This is a genomic window from Demequina sp. NBRC 110054 (assembly GCF_002090115.1).
Lineage (GTDB): Bacteria > Actinomycetota > Actinomycetes > Actinomycetales > Demequinaceae > Demequina.
Map to the genome: position 1 here is coordinate 646,631 of NZ_BBRK01000005.1, position 17,111 is coordinate 663,741.

The following is a 17,111-nucleotide window of genomic DNA, read 5'->3' on the forward strand; positions in this document are numbered from 1 at the left end:
TGCGCTGACCAGGCCCCTCAGCGAACTCTCAGCGCACGGCGGCCGGAACCCGCAGTCGGCAGACGACGGCGACCGCGGACGCGGACGCGGGCGCTCAGAACCCGAGTCGCCCGAGCTGCTTCGGGTCGCGCTGCCACTCCTTGGCGACCTTCACGCGAAGGTCCAGGTAGACCTTGCGACCGAGCAGCCGCTGGATGCCCTCGCGGGCGGTCGCGCCGACCTCCTTCAGACGGGAGCCCGCCTTTCCGATGACGATGCCCTTCTGGGAGTCGCGCTCGACGAACACGTGCGCGCGGATCTCGAGGATGTCACGAGACGAGGTCTCCTCGCCGGGCTCGACCATCTCCTCGACGACCACGGCGAGCGAGTGCGGGAGTTCGTCCCGCACGCCCTCGAGCGCGGCCTCACGGATGAGCTCGGCGATCATCACGTCCTCGGGCTCATCGGTGACCTCGCCAGACGGGTACAGCGGCGGCCCCTCAGGGAGGTGGCCGACGAGGACGTCGGTGAGCACGTCGACCTGGATGTCCTTGACGGAGGAGACGGGGACGATGTCGGCCCACTCCCCCAGCTGCGTCACCTCGAGCAGGTGCTCGGCGACGCGATCGCGCGGCACCTTGTCGACCTTGGTCACGATCGCGATGACGGGCGCCCGCGCCTCGGAGAGCTCGCGCGCGATCCACTTGTCGCCCGGGCCGATCTTCTCGTCGGCCGGCAGGCAGAAGCCGATCACGTCGACCTCGGCGAAGGTCTCGCGCACGAGGTCGTTGAGGCGCTCGCCGAGCAGGGTGCGGGGACGATGCAGTCCCGGGGTGTCCACGACGACCAGCTGGGCGTCGTCGCGGTTGACGATGCCGCGGATCGCGCGCCGCGTGGTCTGCGGGCGCGACGACATGATCGCGACCTTCTCCCCCACGAGCGCGTTCATGAGCGTCGACTTGCCGGCGTTGGGCCGGCCGACGAAGCACGCGAAGCCGGAGCGGTGCTCGGTCGAGCCCTCCGTGGCCTCAGAACTGTCAGTCATCGTCGTGCTCCTTCCTGCGGGACCTGCCGGCCCTCACCGTGCGACGTTCGCCGGTGTCGGCTTCCGCCTCCTGCTCGTCGCGGCGCACCACGACGGACGTGAGCCGACGGCGTCGGCCCTCCGCGCGGTCCGCGAGCAGCTCGAGTCCGTGCGCCTTGGCGTGCGCGCCCGGGATCGGGACCTTGCCGAGCGCCTTGGTGAGGAGCCCCGCGACGGTCTCCACATCATCATCGTCGATCTCGACGTCGAACAGCTCGGCGAGCTCGTCGAGGTCCATGCGCGCGGGCACCCGGTAGACGCCCGTGGACAGCTTCTCGACCTCGGGGGCCGTGCGGTCGTGCTCGTCGACCACCTCGCCGACGATCTCCTCGAGCGCATCCTCGATCGTGACGAGCCCCGCGACGCCGCCGAACTCGTCGACCACGATGCCCATGTGGAAGACCTCGTCCTGCATGCGTCGCAGCAGATCGTCCGCGGGCAGCGACTCCGGGACGAACTCGGGCTCGCGCATGAGGTGGTCGACGGGCTCGGCGAGGCGCTCCGAGTCGTCCCACGTGTCGCGCACGCAGTCCTTGAGGTAGATGACGCCGCGCATGTCGTCGGTGCCGTCGCCGACCACGGGCACGCGCGAGTAGCCCGAGCGCAGGAACAGCAGCATCGCCTTGCGCACGGGGGTGCCCGCCTGGATGGTGATCATGTCGGTGCGGGGCACCATCACCTCGCGCACGAGGGTGTCGCCGAGGTTCACGACCGAGCGCAGCAGCTCGGCCTCGTCGGCCTCGAGCGCGTCCTCGGCCTGCTCGACCAGGTCCTCGGCCTCGGTGAGCTCCGGATAGCTGAGCGCGGGGATGATCGCGCGGATCGGCGTCGTCAGCCAGATGAGGAACCAGGCCACGGGCGCGAGCGCGCGCAGCACGCCCTCGGGGTAGGCCTTCGCGAGGCCGCGCGGGATCGCGCGCACCACGAGCAGGGACAGAGCCGCGCCGACGCCGGCCGCCGCCGTGACGACCAGGCCCCAGCTCCAGTCGAGGCCGTCCGCGATCTCCCATGCGATGAAGGCCCAGCTCACGAGCGCGAAGGCCTCGAGCAGGGAGTAGACCACGGACGATGCGGCATCGGCGTGGTCGGGCAGGGCGGCCAGCTTCGCGGCCGAGGTGGGGCGCCCGTCGGGACGCCGCGATGCCTCGATCTCGCGCTCGCGCGCGTACGGCACCTGCTCGATCGCCGCGACGACCGCGTGCATGACGGCGGCGCCGAGCGCGGCGACCACCACCAGCCCGATGAGGGTCGCCCAGGGGAAGGCCTCCATCTAGCGGATCACCGGCGCCGTCACGCGCCGCGGCTCGCGAGGAACGTGAGCAGGAGGCGCCGCTGCAGCGCGAACATCTCCTTCTCCTCCTCGGGCTCCACGTGGTCGTAGCCGAGCAGGTGCAGGATGCCGTGCGTGGTGAGCAGCAGCATCTCCTCCTCGGCGGTGTGACCGGCCTTGACCGCCTGGTCGGCCGCGACCGGGGGGCACACGACGATGTCGCCGAGCAGCCCCGCGGGCGTCGGATCCTCCGCGGTGCCGGGACGCAGCTCGTCCATCGGGAAGCTCAGGACGTCGGTGGGGCCGGGCTCGTCCATCCACTGGATGTGGAGCTGCTCCATCGCGGCCTCGTCGACGAACATGATCGCGAGCTCCGCCTCCTCGGCGACGTGCATCTCGCGCAGCACGAACTGCGCGAGCTCGGCGAACTCGATCTCATCGACCTCGGCGTCGGTCTCGTTGTTGACCTCGATCACTCGTCGTCCTCCTGCGTGCGGGCGGTCTGCTGGGCGCGGCCGGACTCCTGGGCACGGGGCGCGCGGTCGCGGCGCTCACGCCCGTTGCGGTCATGGGTGTCGCGGCGCTCGAACCGTCGCTGCTGTCCGACGGGGCGGTCGCCCCTGCCGTCGTCCTCCTTGGCCGCGTACGCGTTGATGATGTCGCTCACGAGCCGGTGGCGCACGACGTCGTCGGCACCGAGCCTGCAGAAGGCGATGTCGTCGACGCCCGCGAGGATCTCGCTCGCGGCGCGCAGCCCGGACTGCGTCCCCCCTGGCAGATCGACCTGGGTCACGTCTCCGGTGACCACCATCGTGGCGCCGAAGCCGAGCCGCGTGAGGAACATCTTCATCTGCTCACGCGTGGTGTTCTGCGCCTCGTCGAGGATGATGAAAGCGTCGTTGAGGGTGCGTCCGCGCATGTACGCGAGCGGGGCCACCTCGATCGTGCCTGCCTCCATGAGGCGCGGGATCGACTCGGGGTCGATCATGTCGTGCAGCGCGTCGTAGAGCGGTCGCAGGTACGGGTCGATCTTGTCGTTGAGCGAGCCCGGCAGGAAGCCGAGCCGCTCCCCCGCCTCGACGGCGGGACGGGTCAGGACGATGCGGTTGACGCGCTTCGCCTGGAGGGCCGCCACGGCCTGCGCCATCGCGAGGTAGGTCTTGCCCGTGCCGGCGGGGCCGATGCCGAACGTGATCGTGTGGTTCTCGATCGCCGTCACGTACTCAGCCTGGCCCGCGGTGCGGGGACGGATCGTCCGGCCGCGCGTGGACAGGATGGAGCGCGCGAGCACGTCCTTGGGGCGCTCGGAGGCCTTGCCCGCCGTCGCGGCGGCCGCCGCGGAGGCCACTCCCTGAACGCTGCGCAGCATGCGGACGGACTCGCGTGCGATGTCCGGCGTGAGCGGGACGCCCGCCGCGAGCACCGAGCGGAGCTCATCGACCGCGGTCGCCGCCGAGGCGACCTGCGCGTCGTCGCCACTCAGGGTGATCCTGTTCCCCCGGACATGGATGTCCACGTCGGGGTAGGCGCTCTCGACCTCGCGGATCACCGCGTCCCCGCTGCCGAGCAGCTCGGGCATCGTGGCGGCGTCCTCGACGAGGATCTCGCGGGTCGCGCTCACGCAGGCTCCCATCCGAGGGTCGCGCCGCCGAGCACGTGGCCGTGCGCGTGGAAGACGCTCTGGCCGGCCTCCGGCCCCGTGTTGAAGATCCATCGGTACTGGCCGCCGCACTCGGTGTCGGCGATGCCCTGCGCCATCGTGGCCATCTCCGCGAGGAGGCCCGGGTCCGCCTGCGCGACCTCGGCGACGTTCTCGAGGTGGCTGCGGGGCACGACGAGCACGTGCACGGGGGCCTTCGGCGCGACGTCGCGGAACGCGACGCAGGTGTCGTTCTCGGCGAGGATGTCCGCGGGGATCTCGCCCGCGACGATGCGGCAGAAAAGGCAATCGGTCATGACACCAGCGTAGGACGTGCGGCCGACATTCGCGTGCGCCCTCACCAGGTGCGACGCAGCGCCGCAAGCGCCGTGATACCGGCCGGCCCCGCGGTCGAGGCGCGGAGCACGTGCGGGCCGAGCAGCACGGCCTCGGCGCCCGCGTCGACGAGGGCCGCGACCTCGTCGTCCGAGACGCCCCCCTCGGGCCCGACGATGAAGGTCACCGGCTGGGAAGCATCGTCCCAGGACAATGAGGTGAGCGGCTGAGCCGCGACCTCGTGGAGCACGAGGACGCGCTCGCCGGCCGCCACGGCCTCCCTCACGCGCGCGACGAGCCCCCGGGTCGTGACGACCGGGTCCACCGTCGGCAGCACCGCGCGGCGGCTCTGCTTCATGGCCGCGAGCGCGAGCGCGTCCCACTTCGCTCGCGCCTTCTCGGCCTTGGGCCCGCGCCACTGCACGATCGACCGGTCGGCCTGCCAGGGCACGACCGTCGTGATACCGAGCTCGACCGCGGATTCGACGGCCTGCTCGTCGCGGCCGCCCTTCGCGAGCGCCTGGACGAGCGTCACCGCGGGGTCGCGATCCTCGAGGACCTCCTCGACCCGGATGGTGACCCGCCCCTCGGCGACCTCGACGATCGGGCCGCGAGCGCGTCGTCCATGTCCGTCGACAAGGTCCAGCACCTCGCCGGCCGCGCGCCGCTGGACGGTGCCCGCGTGCCGTGCCTCCGCGCCGTCGAGCGCGAGCGGCTCGCCGACCGTCGCCTTGGACGCGGCGGGGCACAGGAAGACGGGAGCGGTCACAGCCCGAATCTACAGTCCGAGCGCCTTCTGCTTCGCTGCGGAGAACTCCTCGTCAGTGAGCACGCCCGCCGCGTGGAGTTCGGCGAGCTTCTGTAGCCTGCCGATCGCGTCATCACCGGCGCTGACTTGCGCTGCCGGCGTGCTTGAGGATGGCGCGGCCTGCATCGTCGGGAGTTGGCCGGAGTAGTTCACGTGCTGCGTGTTCTCCTTGGTGCGAAGGCGATTCCGCGCCTCCAGCGACACCCGGTTGATGGCCTCCACCCCACCGCGGAAGTCACGGACGTCCTCGAGGAGCACCTGTTCGCGAGTCCCGCCGGAACGTACGGCGAAGAGCTTGATGGTCCCGACGCCGCGCGCCTTCTGGGTCATCGATTGCATCGCGTCCACATCGTGAATCTCGTGCGTGGCGATCTGCTGCGCGCGAGTGGACAACGCCCCCTTCTCGAAGAACAGGAATTCCTCGGTGAGACGGTAGCGACCCGCACCGATGCCGCTCAGGGGTTGTCCCACTGCACTCCAGACGGCTCCGGCGTCGGCAGAGTTGGCGCCTTGCATCGCCTGACCCTCCATGCCACCAAACTTCTGCGCATACTCGTCCGCGTAGTGCTCCGTCCAGGCCTGACCGTCCCAATAGCGCTGCCGCCCCGAGCCGTCGTCGTACCAACCTGCGGGCGTCGCACCCATACCCTCAGTCATGAGAGCGATTCTATCCGGAAGAGCAGCACATCTAGGTATGCACACGGAGGCGCTCGCCAGGCGCCGAGGCACGCCGAAGAGAATCGGCGCGGGGCGCACCTCCGTCATCGGCGCAGCGTGCGGCTCCGCGTCCCTGGGGCGCACGCGTACGGATCGTCGCGAACGCCCAACGCGGCGCTATGCCGCTGCGCCTTCGGCGCGCACTCCGATCGCCCTGCGCGACAGGGTGTTCGCGCCCACGACCGCGACGGGCATCGCGAGGAGCGTGCCCAACGGCAGCAGGAAGATCAGGAAGATGAACGTGCCGAACAGATAGGCGGTGGCGCGCACGGGACGCAGCGCAGTGATGCGGTCGCGCCGCGCGATGACACCCCTGCACGCCATGGGGTACGCGGTGAGCTCGAGGGCCAGCATGCGTCCGCCCAGGACGGCCGAGGCGAGGAACGCGGCGACGGTCCCTGCCACGGGGATGAGTCCGAGCAGGGCGGTCACGGCGAGGATCCCGAGCGACGTGGCCAGCGTGACGAGCCCCTCGACCATCCCCCTGCTGAGGGACCCGGTCCATGCCTCGTCGACGTTGACCGCCTCGATCCCGTCCCGCTCGTCGAGGTGTCGCGACAGGTACTCGAAGAACGGCTGCCCGATGATCAGCGCGATCGTGGTGAACATCAGCACCGCGACCACCGAGCCGCCGACGATGACGAGCACCGTGAGGAGCGCGGACAGCGTGCGGCCCAGCGTGCCGTCCAGACCGGTGGCGTCGAGGATCAGATCCTCGACGCTCGGCGAGACGACGAGCAGCGTGACGATGAGGGCGGCGATCAGGACGCCCGACAGAAGCGCGGGAAGCGCGCCGACGAGCATCACCTTCGGGTCGGTGAGCCACGCGCGGAAGCTGACCAGGACGAGCCTGATCGCCTCGCGCGCGCTGTCCATGAGCCGAGAGGTCCTGAGGCCTAGCCGCGACCCATGAAGGCGTCCTTGAGGCGCGAGAACACGCCTCCGCCGATCGGGGCCAGGCGAGCCTCGGGCATCTCCTCGCCGCGGAGCTTCGCGAGCGTGGTCAGCAGCTCGTGCTGCTCGTCCGTGAGGTCGGTCGGCGTGAGCACGTCGAGGTGCACGAACAGGTCGCCGCGACCCGGGCGCTGCAGACGGCCCACTCCGAGCCCCTTGAGACGCACGGTGTGACCCGAGTGCGTGCCCTGGGGGACGTCGACCTCCTGCGCGCCGTCGAACGTGTCGACCGTGAGCACCGTGCCGAGCGCGGCCGCGGTCATCGGCACCTCGAGGGTGCAGTGCAGGTCGTCACCGCGGCGCTCGAAGGTCTTGTGCGCCTTCTCGCGGATCTCGACGTAGAGGTCGCCCTTGGGGCCACCGCCGACACCCGCGTCGCCCATGTGCGGCAGGCGGATGCGCGTGCCGGTCTCGACGCCCGCGGGGATGTCGACCTTGATCGTGTGGCGCGAGTGCGTCCGACCGCGGCCCGCGCAGTCGGGGCACGGCGAGGAGATGATCGTGCCGAAGCCGCCGCAGTCGGGGCACGGCGAGGTGGTCATGACGTTGCCGAGCAGCGAGCGCGCGACGCGCTGCACCTGCCCCTGGCCGCGACAGGTCGCGCACGTCGTGGGCTGGGTGCCGGGCGCGCAGCACGAGCCCGAGCACGTCGAGCACACGTCGGCGAGGTCCGCCACGACCTCGTGATTCACGCCGAACACGGCCTCCTCGAGGCTCACCTCGACCCCCACGAGCTGGTCGCCGCCGCGCTGCACGCGCGACTGCGGGCCGCGCTGCTGGCCGCCGAACGGGCTGCCGCCGCCGAAGAAGGACTCGAAGATGTCCTCGAAGCCGAAGCCCTGGGCGCCGCCCTGCGCGCCGCCGCCACCGCCGCGCGGGTCGACACCGCGGTCGTACATGGCCTTCTTCTCGGGGTTCGACAGCACCTCGTAGGCGGCGCCGACCTCCTTGAAGCGCTCCTCGCCGTCGGGGCCGGCAACGTCCGGGTGAAGCTCGCGCGCGAGCTTGCGATAAGCCTTCTTGATCTCGGCCTCGCTGGCGTTCCTGTCAACGCCGAGGACTGCGTAGTAGTCGTTCAAGAATCAACCACCTTGGAGAGGTATCGGGCGACCGCGCGCACCGCGGCCATGGTCGAGGGATAGTCCATGCGGGTGGGGCCGAGGGCCCCGAGCAGGGACACGGAGGGGCCGCTGCCATAGCCGGCGGCGACGATCGAGGTGCGTGCGAGCGCCTCGTTCTGAGTCTCATGGCCGATGCGCACCGCGACGTCGGAATCGCCCGCGGTCATCTCGTGGAGGAGGCGCAGGAGCACGACCTGCTCCTCGAGGGCGTCGAGCACCGGTCCGATCGCGTCGGCCTGGAGGTCGCTGCCGCGCGCGAGGTTCGACGTGCCGGCGAACACGACGCGCTGCACGGCACCGCCGTACGCGGCCTGCATGATGGCCTGGACGACGGGCGCGGCCCACGCGGGCTGGCCCGCACGATCCGCCCAGGCGTCGAGCGCGGGCTCGAGGGCCGACGGCACGCGGCCGACGGCGAGCTCGTTGATCTCGCGGACGGCCCGGTCGACCTCCTCCTGCCGCACGGGAGTGGTGAGCGCGACGTTCGACTGCTCGACGCGCGCGTCGGCACTGATGACCACGACGAGGATCCGGTCGAGGCCGAGCACCACGAGCTCGACGCGGCGCACCGCGCTCTCGCGCAGGGACGGGTACTGGACCACCGCGACCTGCTGCGTCAGCTGGCTGAGCATGCGCACCGAGCGCTCGATCACGTCGTCGAGGTCGACGGCGTCGGAGAGGAAGGTGCTGATGGCACGCTTGTGGCTGTCGGGCAGGGCCATGTGGGCCAGGTAGTCCACGAACGAGCGGTAGCCGGCGTCCGTCGGGATGCGTCCCGCGGAGGTGTGCGGCTGCGCGATGAGCCCCTCCTCCTCGAGGATCGCCATGTCGTTGCGGATCGTCGCGGGAGAGACACCGAGACCGGTGCGGGCCGCGAGCGCCTTCGAGCCGATGGGCTCCGAGGTCTCGACGTACCCCTCGACGATCGCGCGCAGCACGGCATGCCTGCGCTCCTCCGTCATGCCGTTCCACCTCCCGTGATCTCGCTGGCACTCTCGGTTCGTGAGTGCCAATTCTAGCGTCGCCGCTCCACCGCCTCCACGAGCCGCAACACGATGGTGACGCCTCACCTTCCGCGAACGAAGTGTCACTCACTGCCATTACCGGATGTTCATGCACAAAAGGCCCGGTGATCGCTAGATTGGACGTGTCGGCGAACGCCCGGGGGACCTGTTCGACGCCCGGGACCGTGACGCCGGCCAGAGCGCACCATATGTCCCAACAATCGAAGTGGTGAAACCGATGTCAACGACTCCTCCTCCCCCGCCGCCCGTGTCGCCGACGCCGCAGCCGGGAAACCCGATGTCCGAGAGCGATGAGCGCCTGTACGCGACGCTCGGCCACGCCGGCATCATCCTGTTCGGCTTCGTGCCGCCCCTCATCGTGTGGCTGATCGGCAAGGACCGCTCGGCCTTCGTCGACAGCCAGGGCAAGGAGGCGCTGAACTTCTCCATCCTGATGGTGATCGGCCAGATCATCGGCTGGGCTACCAGCATCATCTTCATCGGCTTCCTGATCCTTCTCGCCGTCTTCGTGGTGACCCTGGTCTTCTGCATCCAGGCGGCCATCGCGGTGAACAAGGGCGAGGACTACCGGTACCCGTTCAACTGGCGCATCATCAAGTAACGCTCAGGGTTCACCCCGAGCGCACAATCAGGGCCCCGCTCCTTCTCCGGAGGGATGCGGGGCCCTGTCGCGTCGTGGGACCGTGAGGACATGAACGACACCGACCGCACCGAGGGCGTCGACGAGACGCCCGATGCCGCCTCTCAGGACGCCGCAGGCACCCCTGCCGAGGGCGTCAGCCAGCCGCCCGCTCTCGAGGCCGGCCCCACCGCATCGTCCACGTCAGCGGAGACTCCCGAGGCGCCCGCCCAGGCGAGCACCGCCCCTGCCGAGGGAGCAGTGCCTCCCCCCGCTTCCGGCTCGACCCCTCAGGGCGGCGCCTACGCGCAGGGCACCGTCCCGCCGTACCAGGGACAGCAGCCCGCCCAGCAGCCCTACGCGCCGCAGCGGATGCTCGAGTCCGAGGCCCGCAACTGGTCGATGCTCATCCACATCATCGCCGCGGCGGCCGCGCTGCTGTCCGCCGGCACCGTGTCGTGGCTCGTGCCGCTGATCATCTGGCTGATCTTCCGCGAGCGCTCCGCACTGATCGACCACCACGGCAAGCAGGCGCTGAACCTTCAACTCACGCTGCTCGTGGTGCTGATCGGCGGCGTGCTGATCGGCTTCGTGACCCTGTTCATCGGCTTCATCGTCACGGGACCGCTCATGGTCGCCTACGGCATCTACGCGATCGTGATCTCGTTCGTCGCCGGAGTGAAGGCCAACAACGGCGAGTACTACCGGATCCCGCTGATGATCCCGTTCCTGCGCTGAGGGCTCCTCACCCCCAGCCTCCCGTGCGCGGCATCCCTGCCGGTCACACCTCAGCCCGATGCCCCGCGGCCGCTCCGTACCCGGCCCGCGGGGCATCGGCATGTCCGGGGCCCGGGGCCGGACACGCTGCGTCGGCGACTAGCATCGCGTCCGTGCTCGATTACGACGACCCGCTCCCTCACCGGCCCCGACGCGTCGCCGTCGCGGGCGTCTCGGGAGCGGGCAAGTCGACCCTCGCGAGAGCGACCGCCGCCACGCTCGGCCTCCCCTACACCGAGCTCGACGCGATGTTCCACGGCCCGGACTGGACGCCGAGGCCCGAGTTCTTGGACGAGGTGCACGAGCTCGTCTCGCGCGAAGCGTGGGTCACCGAGTGGCAGTACGACCAGGCCAGACCGATCCTCGCCGACCACGCCGACCTACTCGTGTGGGTCGATATGCCCTTCCTCACAGTGACCTTGCCCCGGGTGATCCGGCGCACGATCCGCCGCAGCGTGCGCCGAGAGAAGCTCTGGAACGACAACGTCGAGCCGCCGCTGCGCACGATCTTCACCGATCGCGAGCACATCGTGCGGTGGTCCTGGGCGCGGCGGAGGTTCTACCACTCCGTGGTGCCCGAGGCGGAGACGGAGCACCCGGGCCTCGTCGTCGTACGGCTGCGCTCGCGGCGGCAGGTCGACCGCTGGCTCGCGGGTCCGCTCGCTGACGCAGCTCGCTGAGCCCTAGGTCAGCGCGCGCACCGCGGCGTCGGCGAGCAGTCGCCCCTTGAGGGTCAGCAGCAGCGTGCCGGCAAGCGCCTCGCGCCCGTCCAGCAGGCCCTCGGCCACGAGCCGTGCGATCTCCGTCGGCCGCGGCGAAGGCAGCGCGGCGACGGGCATTCCCTCGGCGAGACGCAGCCGCAGCATCACGGACTCGAGCGCCAGGTCGTCGGCCGTGAGTGGCTCGCGCTCGGCCTCGGGCGACTCCCCCGCCGCGAGACGGTCCGCGTACGCGCGCGGGTGCTTGACGTTCGACCAGCGCTCGGCGCCCAGCTCCTCGCCGGACGGGCTCACGCGCGGGCCCAGGTACGAGTGCGCACCGGGGCCGACGCCCCACCAGTCCTGGCTGCGCCAGTAGGCGACGTTGTGGCGGCATGCCTGCTCGGGCGAGCGCGCCCAGTTGGACACCTCGTACCAGGCATAACCTGCGGCGGACAGCTTGGCCTCCGCGAGCTCGTACATGTCCGCCTGCGTGTCGAGGTCCACTGCCTCGATCTGTCCGCGCCGCAGCTGCGCGCCCATGCGGGTGCCGGGCTCGATCACGAGCGCGTACGCCGACACGTGATCGGGCGACAGCGCGATCGCGGCGTCCAGACTCGCCTCCCAATCAGAAAGCGACTCCCCCGGCGTGCCGTAGATGAGGTCGACCGACACCGCCAGCCCCGCCTCGCGCGCCCACGCGACGGCGCGCCCCACATTCGAGGGATCGTGCGTGCGCTCGAGCGTCGCGAGCACGTGCGGCACCGCGGACTGCATGCCGAAGGACACCCTGGTGAACCCGGACGATGCGAGGGTCGCCAACGACTCGGGCGTCACCGAGTCCGGATTGGCCTCGGTGGTGACCTCGGCGCCCCGAGCCAGCCCCCACGTCGTCCTCACTCCCTCAAGGAGCGACGAGAGCGCGGCCGCGTCCAGCATCGTCGGCGTGCCGCCCCCGAAGAAGACCGTGGAGGCCGCGCGCCCATCGCCCGCCATGACCCGGCCGGCGAGCGCCATCTCGGCCAGCGCCGACTCGACGTAGCCCTCGCGCGTGGCGCCGCCCACCTCGGAGGGCGCGTACGTGTTGAAGTCGCAATAGCCGCAACGCACGCGGCAGAACGGCACGTGGATGTAGACACCCAGATCGCGCGCGGGGTGCGGGGACGATGCGGCGGCGGGCACCGCTACTTCTTCTTGCCCTTGTCCGAGCCGTCGTCGGCGGTGGACAGCGCGGCGATGAAGGCCTCGGGCGGCACCTCGACCGAGCCGATGTTCTTCATGCGCTTCTTACCGGCCTTCTGCTTCTCGAGCAGCTTGCGCTTGCGGGAGATGTCACCGCCGTAGCACTTCGCGAGGACGTCCTTGCGGATCGCACGGATAGTCTCGCGCGCGATGATGCGGGCGCCGATCGCGGCCTGGACCGGGATCTCGAACTGCTGGCGGTCGATGAGGTTCTTGAGCTTGCCGACCATCATCACGCCGTACGCGTAGGCCTTGTCCTTGTGGACGATCGCGGAGAACGCGTCGACCTGCTCGCCCTGGAGCAGGATGTCGACCTTGACCAGGTCGGCGGCCTGCTCGCCTGCGGGCTCGTAGTCGAGCGAGCCGTAGCCGCGCGTGCGGGACTTGAGCTGGTCGAAGAAGTCGAAGACCACCTCGGCGAGCGGCAGCGTGTAGTGCATCTCGACGCGCGTCTCGGACAGGTAGTTCATCGTCCCCATGGTGCCGCGGCGCTCCTGGCAGAGCTCCATGACCGTGCCGATGAACTCGCTCGGCACAAGGATCGAGGCGGCGACCACGGGCTCGCGCACCTCCGAGATCTTGCCGCTCGGGAACTCCGACGGGTTGGTGACGGTGTGGACCTTGCGGTCCTCCATCTCGACCTCGTAGACCACGTTGGGCGCGGTCGAGATCAGGTCGAGACCGAACTCGCGCTCGAGGCGGTCGCGCACGATCTCGAGGTGAAGGAGTCCCAGGTAGCCGCATCGGAAGCCGAAGCCGAGCGCGACGGAGCTCTCGGGCTCGAAGACCAGGGACGCATCGTTCAACTGAAGCTTGTCGAGCGCGTCGCGCAGCACCGGGAAATCGGAGCCGTCGACCGGGAACAGGCCCGAGTAGACCATCGGCCTGGGGTCGCGGTAGCCGCCGAGCGACTCCTCCGCGCGCCGTCCGGCGAGCGTCACCGTGTCACCGACCTTGGACTGGCGCACGTCCTTCACGCCCGTGATGAGGTAGCCGACCTCTCCCACGCCGAGACCCTTGGTGGGCTTCGGCTCGGGGCTGATGACGCCGATCTCGAGCAGGTCGTGGCTCGCGAGCGTCGACATCATCGTGATGCGCTCGCGCGGCTTGAGCGAGCCGTCGACGACGCGGACGTACGTGACGACGCCGCGGTAGGTGTCGTAGACGGAGTCGAAGATCATCGCGCGGGTGGGCGCGCTCGCGTCGCCCACGGGGGCGGGGATGTCGCGGACGACGCGGTCGAGCAGCGCGTCCACTCCCTCGCCCGTCTTGCCGCTCACGCGCAGGACGTCGTCCACTTCGCAGCCGATCAGCTGCGCGAGCTCGGCGGCGTAGCGCTCAGGCTCGGCCGACGGGAGGTCGATCTTGTTGAGGACCGGGATGATGGTGAGGTCGTTCTCCATCGCGAGGTACAGGTTCGCGAGGGTCTGCGCCTCGATGCCCTGCGCGGCGTCGACGAGCAGGATCGCGCCCTCGCATGCGGCGAGCGAGCGAGACACCTCATACGAGAAGTCCACGTGGCCAGGGGTGTCGATCATGTTGAGCGCGAACGCGTCGCCCTCGACCTCCCACGGCATGCGGACGGCCTGCGACTTGATCGTGATGCCGCGCTCGCGCTCGATGTCCATGCGGTCGAGGTACTGGGCCTTCATCTGGCGCGCCTCGACGACCCCGGTGAGCTGGAGCATGCGGTCGGCCAGGGTCGACTTGCCGTGGTCGATGTGCGCGATGATGCAGAAGTTGCGGATACGCTCAGGCGCAGTGGCGGCAGGCTCGATGCGGGGGTCGGTCACAGTGAGGAAACGTCCTGTTCGACTATCTCGTGGGCTTAACGGTCTATGGTCCCATGATTTTCAGGGCTCATGCGCGCCGGAAACGTGCCGATATCCCGTGTGGCGTACCTCACACCCCCCGCAGGGACGCCGACTGGAGGAGGCAGAGATGCGCACGGACGAACTGTTCCGGCAGGCGTTCCTGGAATCGCCCATCGGCATGGCGATTCTCGACGACGCCGGCACGTACCAAGAGGTCAACCCGACGTTCGCCTCCGTCGTCGGCCTGTCCACCGAGCAGGTGGCCGGCCGCTCCTACGAGGAGTTCACCCACCCCGACGACCGCCAGACGTCGCGCGAGACCCTTGCGCGGGTGCGTTCGGGGGACGCACCCTCCGCGCAGATCATCAAGCGCTACCTCAGCAACGAGGGCGAGATCGTCTGGGCGCGTGTGACCGTGTCCGACGCGCGCACCGCGACGGAGGACCCGAGCCGCCGCCTCCTGGTGCAGGTCGAGGACATCACCGAGGAGCGCCGCGCGAAGACCCTGCTCGCGCACCGCACCCACTACGACCCCCTCACGGGACTCGCGAATCGGCCCCTGCTGCTCGAGAAGCTCGCGCATGCTTTGCGCACCCATCGTGAGAGCGCGTCCACGGTCGCGTGCGTGTTCCTCGACATCGACCACTTCAAGGTCGTCAACGACTCTCTCGGCCACGACGCCGGCGACAACCTCCTCAAGGAGATCGCGCGCCGGATCCAGGACAACACCCGCGCCGGCGACACCGTCGCGCGACTGGGCGGCGACGAGTTCGTGATCGTGCTCGAGGACGTCCCCGACAGGGCAGCCGCCGAGCGCGCCGTCGCCTCCGTCGTGAAGGTCGTGCAGACGGCGGTCCGCATCGAGGGCCACGAGCTCGTCCCCACCGCGTCGATCGGGCTCGCCCTCGCGGAGCGGGAGTCCACCGCGGAGCAGCTGCTCATGGCGGCCGACACCGCGCTGTCGGCGGCCAAGCGCGGCGGCCGCGCCCGCGTCACGACCTACGACCCGCGCATGCGCACCGACGCGATGAGCAAGCTGTCGGTCGAGCTCGAGCTGCGGACCGCGATCAAGGAGGGGCACCTCGAGGTGCACTACCAGCCGATCGTGGACCTCCAGACGCGGCGCATCGTCAACTTCGAGGCGCTCGTGCGGTGGCGCCACCCGTCGCGCGGCCTGCTTCAGCCCGACACGTTCATCGGCGTCGCCGAGGAGGCCAACCTCATCGTGCCGCTCGGCGCATACGTGATCCGCGAGGCGTGCCACTTCATCGCATGGCACCCCGAGTTCACGGGCCGCATCCTCGTCAACGTCTCGACCAAGCAGATCGGCGCGGCCGACCTCACCGGCGTCGTCCGGTCGGCGCTCGCCGAGACCGGCGTGGACCCGTCGCGCGTCGGCCTCGAGATCACCGAGACCGGCATGCTCATGGCGACCCCGGCGGCGAAGTCCGACATCGCGTCCCTCACGGCGCTCGGAATCGACCTCGTGATCGACGACTTCGGGACCGGCTACTCCTCCCTGTCGTCCGTGCTGCTCAACCCGGTCTCCGGCCTCAAGCTCGCGCGCGAGTTCACCTTGAGGCTCGGCGACCTCGCGACCGGGGACCGCATCTCCCTCGCGATGGCTGCCCTCACCAGGTCGCTGCAGATGTACGGCGTGATCGAGGGGATCGAGACCGAGGTGCAGTACGCGATCGCGCGCCGCCACGGGTGGACGTACGGCCAGGGCTTCCTCTTCGGGCACCCCGTTCCCGCCGACAGGATCCGGTTCGACGACGACGGCACCGCGCGCATCCCTGTCGAGAAGAAGCCCGTGAACGCGGCTCCCGAGCGGCAGCGCCTGTGGACCGAGGCGCCCGAGTCGCCTGCGGCGTCCGATTCGACCGCTTCTCCCCTGCAGAGGCTCCGGCCGGACATCGACGAGGAGATCCTCATCCGCGCCGCCGAGTCGCGCTTCTAGGACGACGCCTCAGCTAGGCCCGGAACCTCCCGGCGCGCGCCCGCGTTCCGAGGTGACGCACGCCGAGGTGTGGCAGGCTCCTGGCCATGACCGGCGATGAGATCCCCTACGTCCTGCTCGCGCTCGCCGCGCTGACGTTCTTCCTGCTTCGCGGTCGAGCCCAGCGCCGCAAGCCCCGTGCGGGCGGCACGCGTCCCTTGGCCCGACCTGGGAAGTACCCCGGCGACTTCCGGGGCAAGGTCGACATCACGTACTCCCCTCGCACGGATGGCCAACCCGACCCCGGAGAGGTCGTGTGGACGTGGGTGCCGTTCGAGGAGGACCACGCGCAGGGCAAGGACCGGCCCGTACTGTTGATCGGCCACGACGGCCGCTGGCTGCTCGGCCTTCAGCTGACCTCGAAGGACCACGACCTCGACGCCGCCAAGGAGGCGCGCTACGGGCGCTACTGGATGGACATCGGCACCGGCCCGTGGGACCGTCAGCGTCGCCCGAGCGAGGTGCGACTCGATAGAATCATCCGTATCGACCCCGCTGCGGTACGCCGTGAGGGCGCGACGCTCGACCGCAAGAGATTCTCCTCGGTCGCGAAGTCGCTATCCGACCACCATCGGTGGTAAAGTAGGAGGCCGTGCGCGCGCGAGTCGTTCGCGCCGCCCCAGAACTTCAGCCCCACTACCCAAGGACTACCGTGGCTAACATCAAGTCGAAGATCAAGCGCATCGGCACCAACGAGAAGGCTCGCCTGCGCAACGTCGCCGTCAAGTCTGAGCTCAAGACCAACGTGCGCAAGGTCCGCGAGGCCATCGCGGCCGGCGACAAGGACAAGGCCGAGGCCGCGCTGTCCACCGCGTCGGTCAAGCTCGACAAGGCCGTCTCCAAGGGCGTCATCCACAAGAACCAGGCCGCGAACCGCAAGTCTGCGCTCGCGAAGCAGGTCGCCGCGCTCTAAGCGCAAGCCCTCGCAGCTTCTGCGCCCCGTACCGCTCACGCGGTCCGGGGCGCTTCTGCGTTCTTAGGCGCGTTCCCGGGCACGTGCCCCTGGTGCATTCCCGGGAGCGTGCCTCT

18 protein-coding genes are annotated in these 17,111 nt (G+C 70.1%); 6 read left to right on the forward strand and 12 right to left on the reverse strand.

What is annotated here, in order from left to right:
- Nucleotides 1-94: 94 nt before the first annotated feature.
- The 10 genes from era to hrcA all read right to left on the reverse strand — a co-directional run bounded on the left by era (nt 95) and on the right by hrcA (nt 8,870).
- Nucleotides 95-1,024: a GTPase Era gene (gene era, locus B7K23_RS12305; protein ID WP_084126862.1), complete on the reverse strand. Its 930-nt coding sequence runs from the start codon at nt 1,022-1,024 to the stop codon at nt 95-97.
- The gene (locus tag B7K23_RS12310; RefSeq protein ID WP_084126863.1) at nt 1,017-2,333 is read right to left on the reverse strand and encodes a hemolysin family protein; all 1,317 of its coding nucleotides are present in this window, start codon (nt 2,331-2,333) and stop codon (nt 1,017-1,019) included. The genes era and B7K23_RS12310 overlap by 8 nt, the downstream gene beginning before the upstream one ends.
- 20 nt (nt 2,334-2,353) lie before the next feature.
- The gene (ybeY, locus tag B7K23_RS12315) at nt 2,354-2,809 is read right to left on the reverse strand and encodes an rRNA maturation RNase YbeY (RefSeq protein WP_084126864.1); all 456 of its coding nucleotides are present in this window, start codon (nt 2,807-2,809) and stop codon (nt 2,354-2,356) included.
- The gene (locus tag B7K23_RS12320) at nt 2,806-3,966 is read right to left on the reverse strand and encodes a PhoH family protein (RefSeq protein ID WP_200809832.1); all 1,161 of its coding nucleotides are present in this window, start codon (nt 3,964-3,966) and stop codon (nt 2,806-2,808) included. The genes ybeY and B7K23_RS12320 overlap by 4 nt, the downstream gene beginning before the upstream one ends.
- Nucleotides 3,951-4,289 (reverse strand): histidine triad nucleotide-binding protein, encoded by a 339-nt coding sequence (locus B7K23_RS12325; RefSeq protein WP_084126865.1) that lies wholly within the window; start codon nt 4,287-4,289, stop codon nt 3,951-3,953. The genes B7K23_RS12320 and B7K23_RS12325 overlap by 16 nt, the downstream gene beginning before the upstream one ends.
- A gap of 41 nt (nt 4,290-4,330) precedes the next feature.
- Nucleotides 4,331-5,077 (reverse strand): 16S rRNA (uracil(1498)-N(3))-methyltransferase, encoded by a 747-nt coding sequence (locus tag B7K23_RS12330; protein ID WP_084126866.1) that lies wholly within the window; start codon nt 5,075-5,077, stop codon nt 4,331-4,333.
- Between the two features lie 9 nt (nt 5,078-5,086).
- A complete protein-coding gene (locus tag B7K23_RS12335; RefSeq protein ID WP_234996522.1) occupies nt 5,087-5,773 on the reverse strand; it encodes a DUF2510 domain-containing protein in 687 nt (228 codons plus the stop codon).
- A gap of 177 nt (nt 5,774-5,950) precedes the next feature.
- Entirely contained in the window at nt 5,951-6,709 is a 759-nt protein-coding gene (locus B7K23_RS12340; protein WP_084126868.1) for an EI24 domain-containing protein, read from the reverse strand.
- Nucleotides 6,710-6,729: 20 nt separating this feature from the next.
- On the reverse strand, nt 6,730-7,866 hold the full coding sequence (gene dnaJ, locus B7K23_RS12345; RefSeq protein ID WP_084126869.1) for a molecular chaperone DnaJ: 1,137 nt from the start codon (nt 7,864-7,866) through the stop codon (nt 6,730-6,732).
- Nucleotides 7,863-8,870 carry a heat-inducible transcriptional repressor HrcA gene (gene hrcA, locus B7K23_RS12350; protein ID WP_084126870.1) on the reverse strand — a complete coding sequence of 336 codons (1,008 nt, stop codon included), beginning with the start codon at nt 8,868-8,870 and terminating at the stop codon, nt 7,863-7,865. Before hrcA ends, dnaJ begins: the two co-directional genes overlap by 4 nt.
- A gap of 340 nt (nt 8,871-9,210) precedes the next feature.
- Between hrcA and B7K23_RS12355 the strand changes: the two genes are divergently transcribed.
- From B7K23_RS12355 to B7K23_RS12365, 3 genes are all read left to right on the forward strand, one after another.
- Nucleotides 9,211-9,534: a DUF4870 domain-containing protein gene (locus B7K23_RS12355; RefSeq protein ID WP_143338268.1), complete on the forward strand. Its 324-nt coding sequence runs from the start codon at nt 9,211-9,213 to the stop codon at nt 9,532-9,534.
- Between the two features lie 90 nt (nt 9,535-9,624).
- Nucleotides 9,625-10,290 (forward strand): DUF4870 domain-containing protein, encoded by a 666-nt coding sequence (locus B7K23_RS12360; RefSeq protein WP_159451407.1) that lies wholly within the window; start codon nt 9,625-9,627, stop codon nt 10,288-10,290.
- Nucleotides 10,291-10,442: 152 nt separating this feature from the next.
- The gene (locus tag B7K23_RS12365) at nt 10,443-11,009 is read left to right on the forward strand and encodes an AAA family ATPase (RefSeq protein ID WP_084126873.1); all 567 of its coding nucleotides are present in this window, start codon (nt 10,443-10,445) and stop codon (nt 11,007-11,009) included.
- 3 nt (nt 11,010-11,012) lie between these two features.
- Here B7K23_RS12365 and hemW read toward each other — a convergent pair whose 3' ends face one another.
- Both hemW and lepA read right to left on the reverse strand, forming a co-directional pair.
- Nucleotides 11,013-12,209 carry a radical SAM family heme chaperone HemW gene (gene hemW / locus B7K23_RS12370; protein ID WP_084126874.1) on the reverse strand — a complete coding sequence of 399 codons (1,197 nt, stop codon included), beginning with the start codon at nt 12,207-12,209 and terminating at the stop codon, nt 11,013-11,015.
- 2 nt (nt 12,210-12,211) lie between these two features.
- The gene (gene lepA, locus B7K23_RS12375; protein ID WP_084126875.1) at nt 12,212-14,062 is read right to left on the reverse strand and encodes a translation elongation factor 4; all 1,851 of its coding nucleotides are present in this window, start codon (nt 14,060-14,062) and stop codon (nt 12,212-12,214) included.
- Nucleotides 14,063-14,210: 148 nt separating this feature from the next.
- On the opposite strand from lepA, the gene B7K23_RS12380 reads away from it, so the two are divergent.
- From B7K23_RS12380 to rpsT, 3 genes are all read left to right on the forward strand, one after another.
- Complete coding sequence (locus tag B7K23_RS12380; RefSeq protein ID WP_159451408.1) at nt 14,211-16,043, forward strand: bifunctional diguanylate cyclase/phosphodiesterase; 1,833 nt, start codon at nt 14,211-14,213, stop codon at nt 16,041-16,043.
- A gap of 86 nt (nt 16,044-16,129) precedes the next feature.
- Nucleotides 16,130-16,663, forward strand: coding sequence for a type II toxin-antitoxin system PemK/MazF family toxin (locus B7K23_RS12385; RefSeq protein ID WP_084126877.1), 534 nt, complete (start codon nt 16,130-16,132; stop codon nt 16,661-16,663).
- A gap of 71 nt (nt 16,664-16,734) precedes the next feature.
- Nucleotides 16,735-16,995: a 30S ribosomal protein S20 gene (gene rpsT, locus B7K23_RS12390; protein ID WP_062201845.1), complete on the forward strand. Its 261-nt coding sequence runs from the start codon at nt 16,735-16,737 to the stop codon at nt 16,993-16,995.
- Nucleotides 16,996-17,111 lie beyond the last annotated feature (116 nt).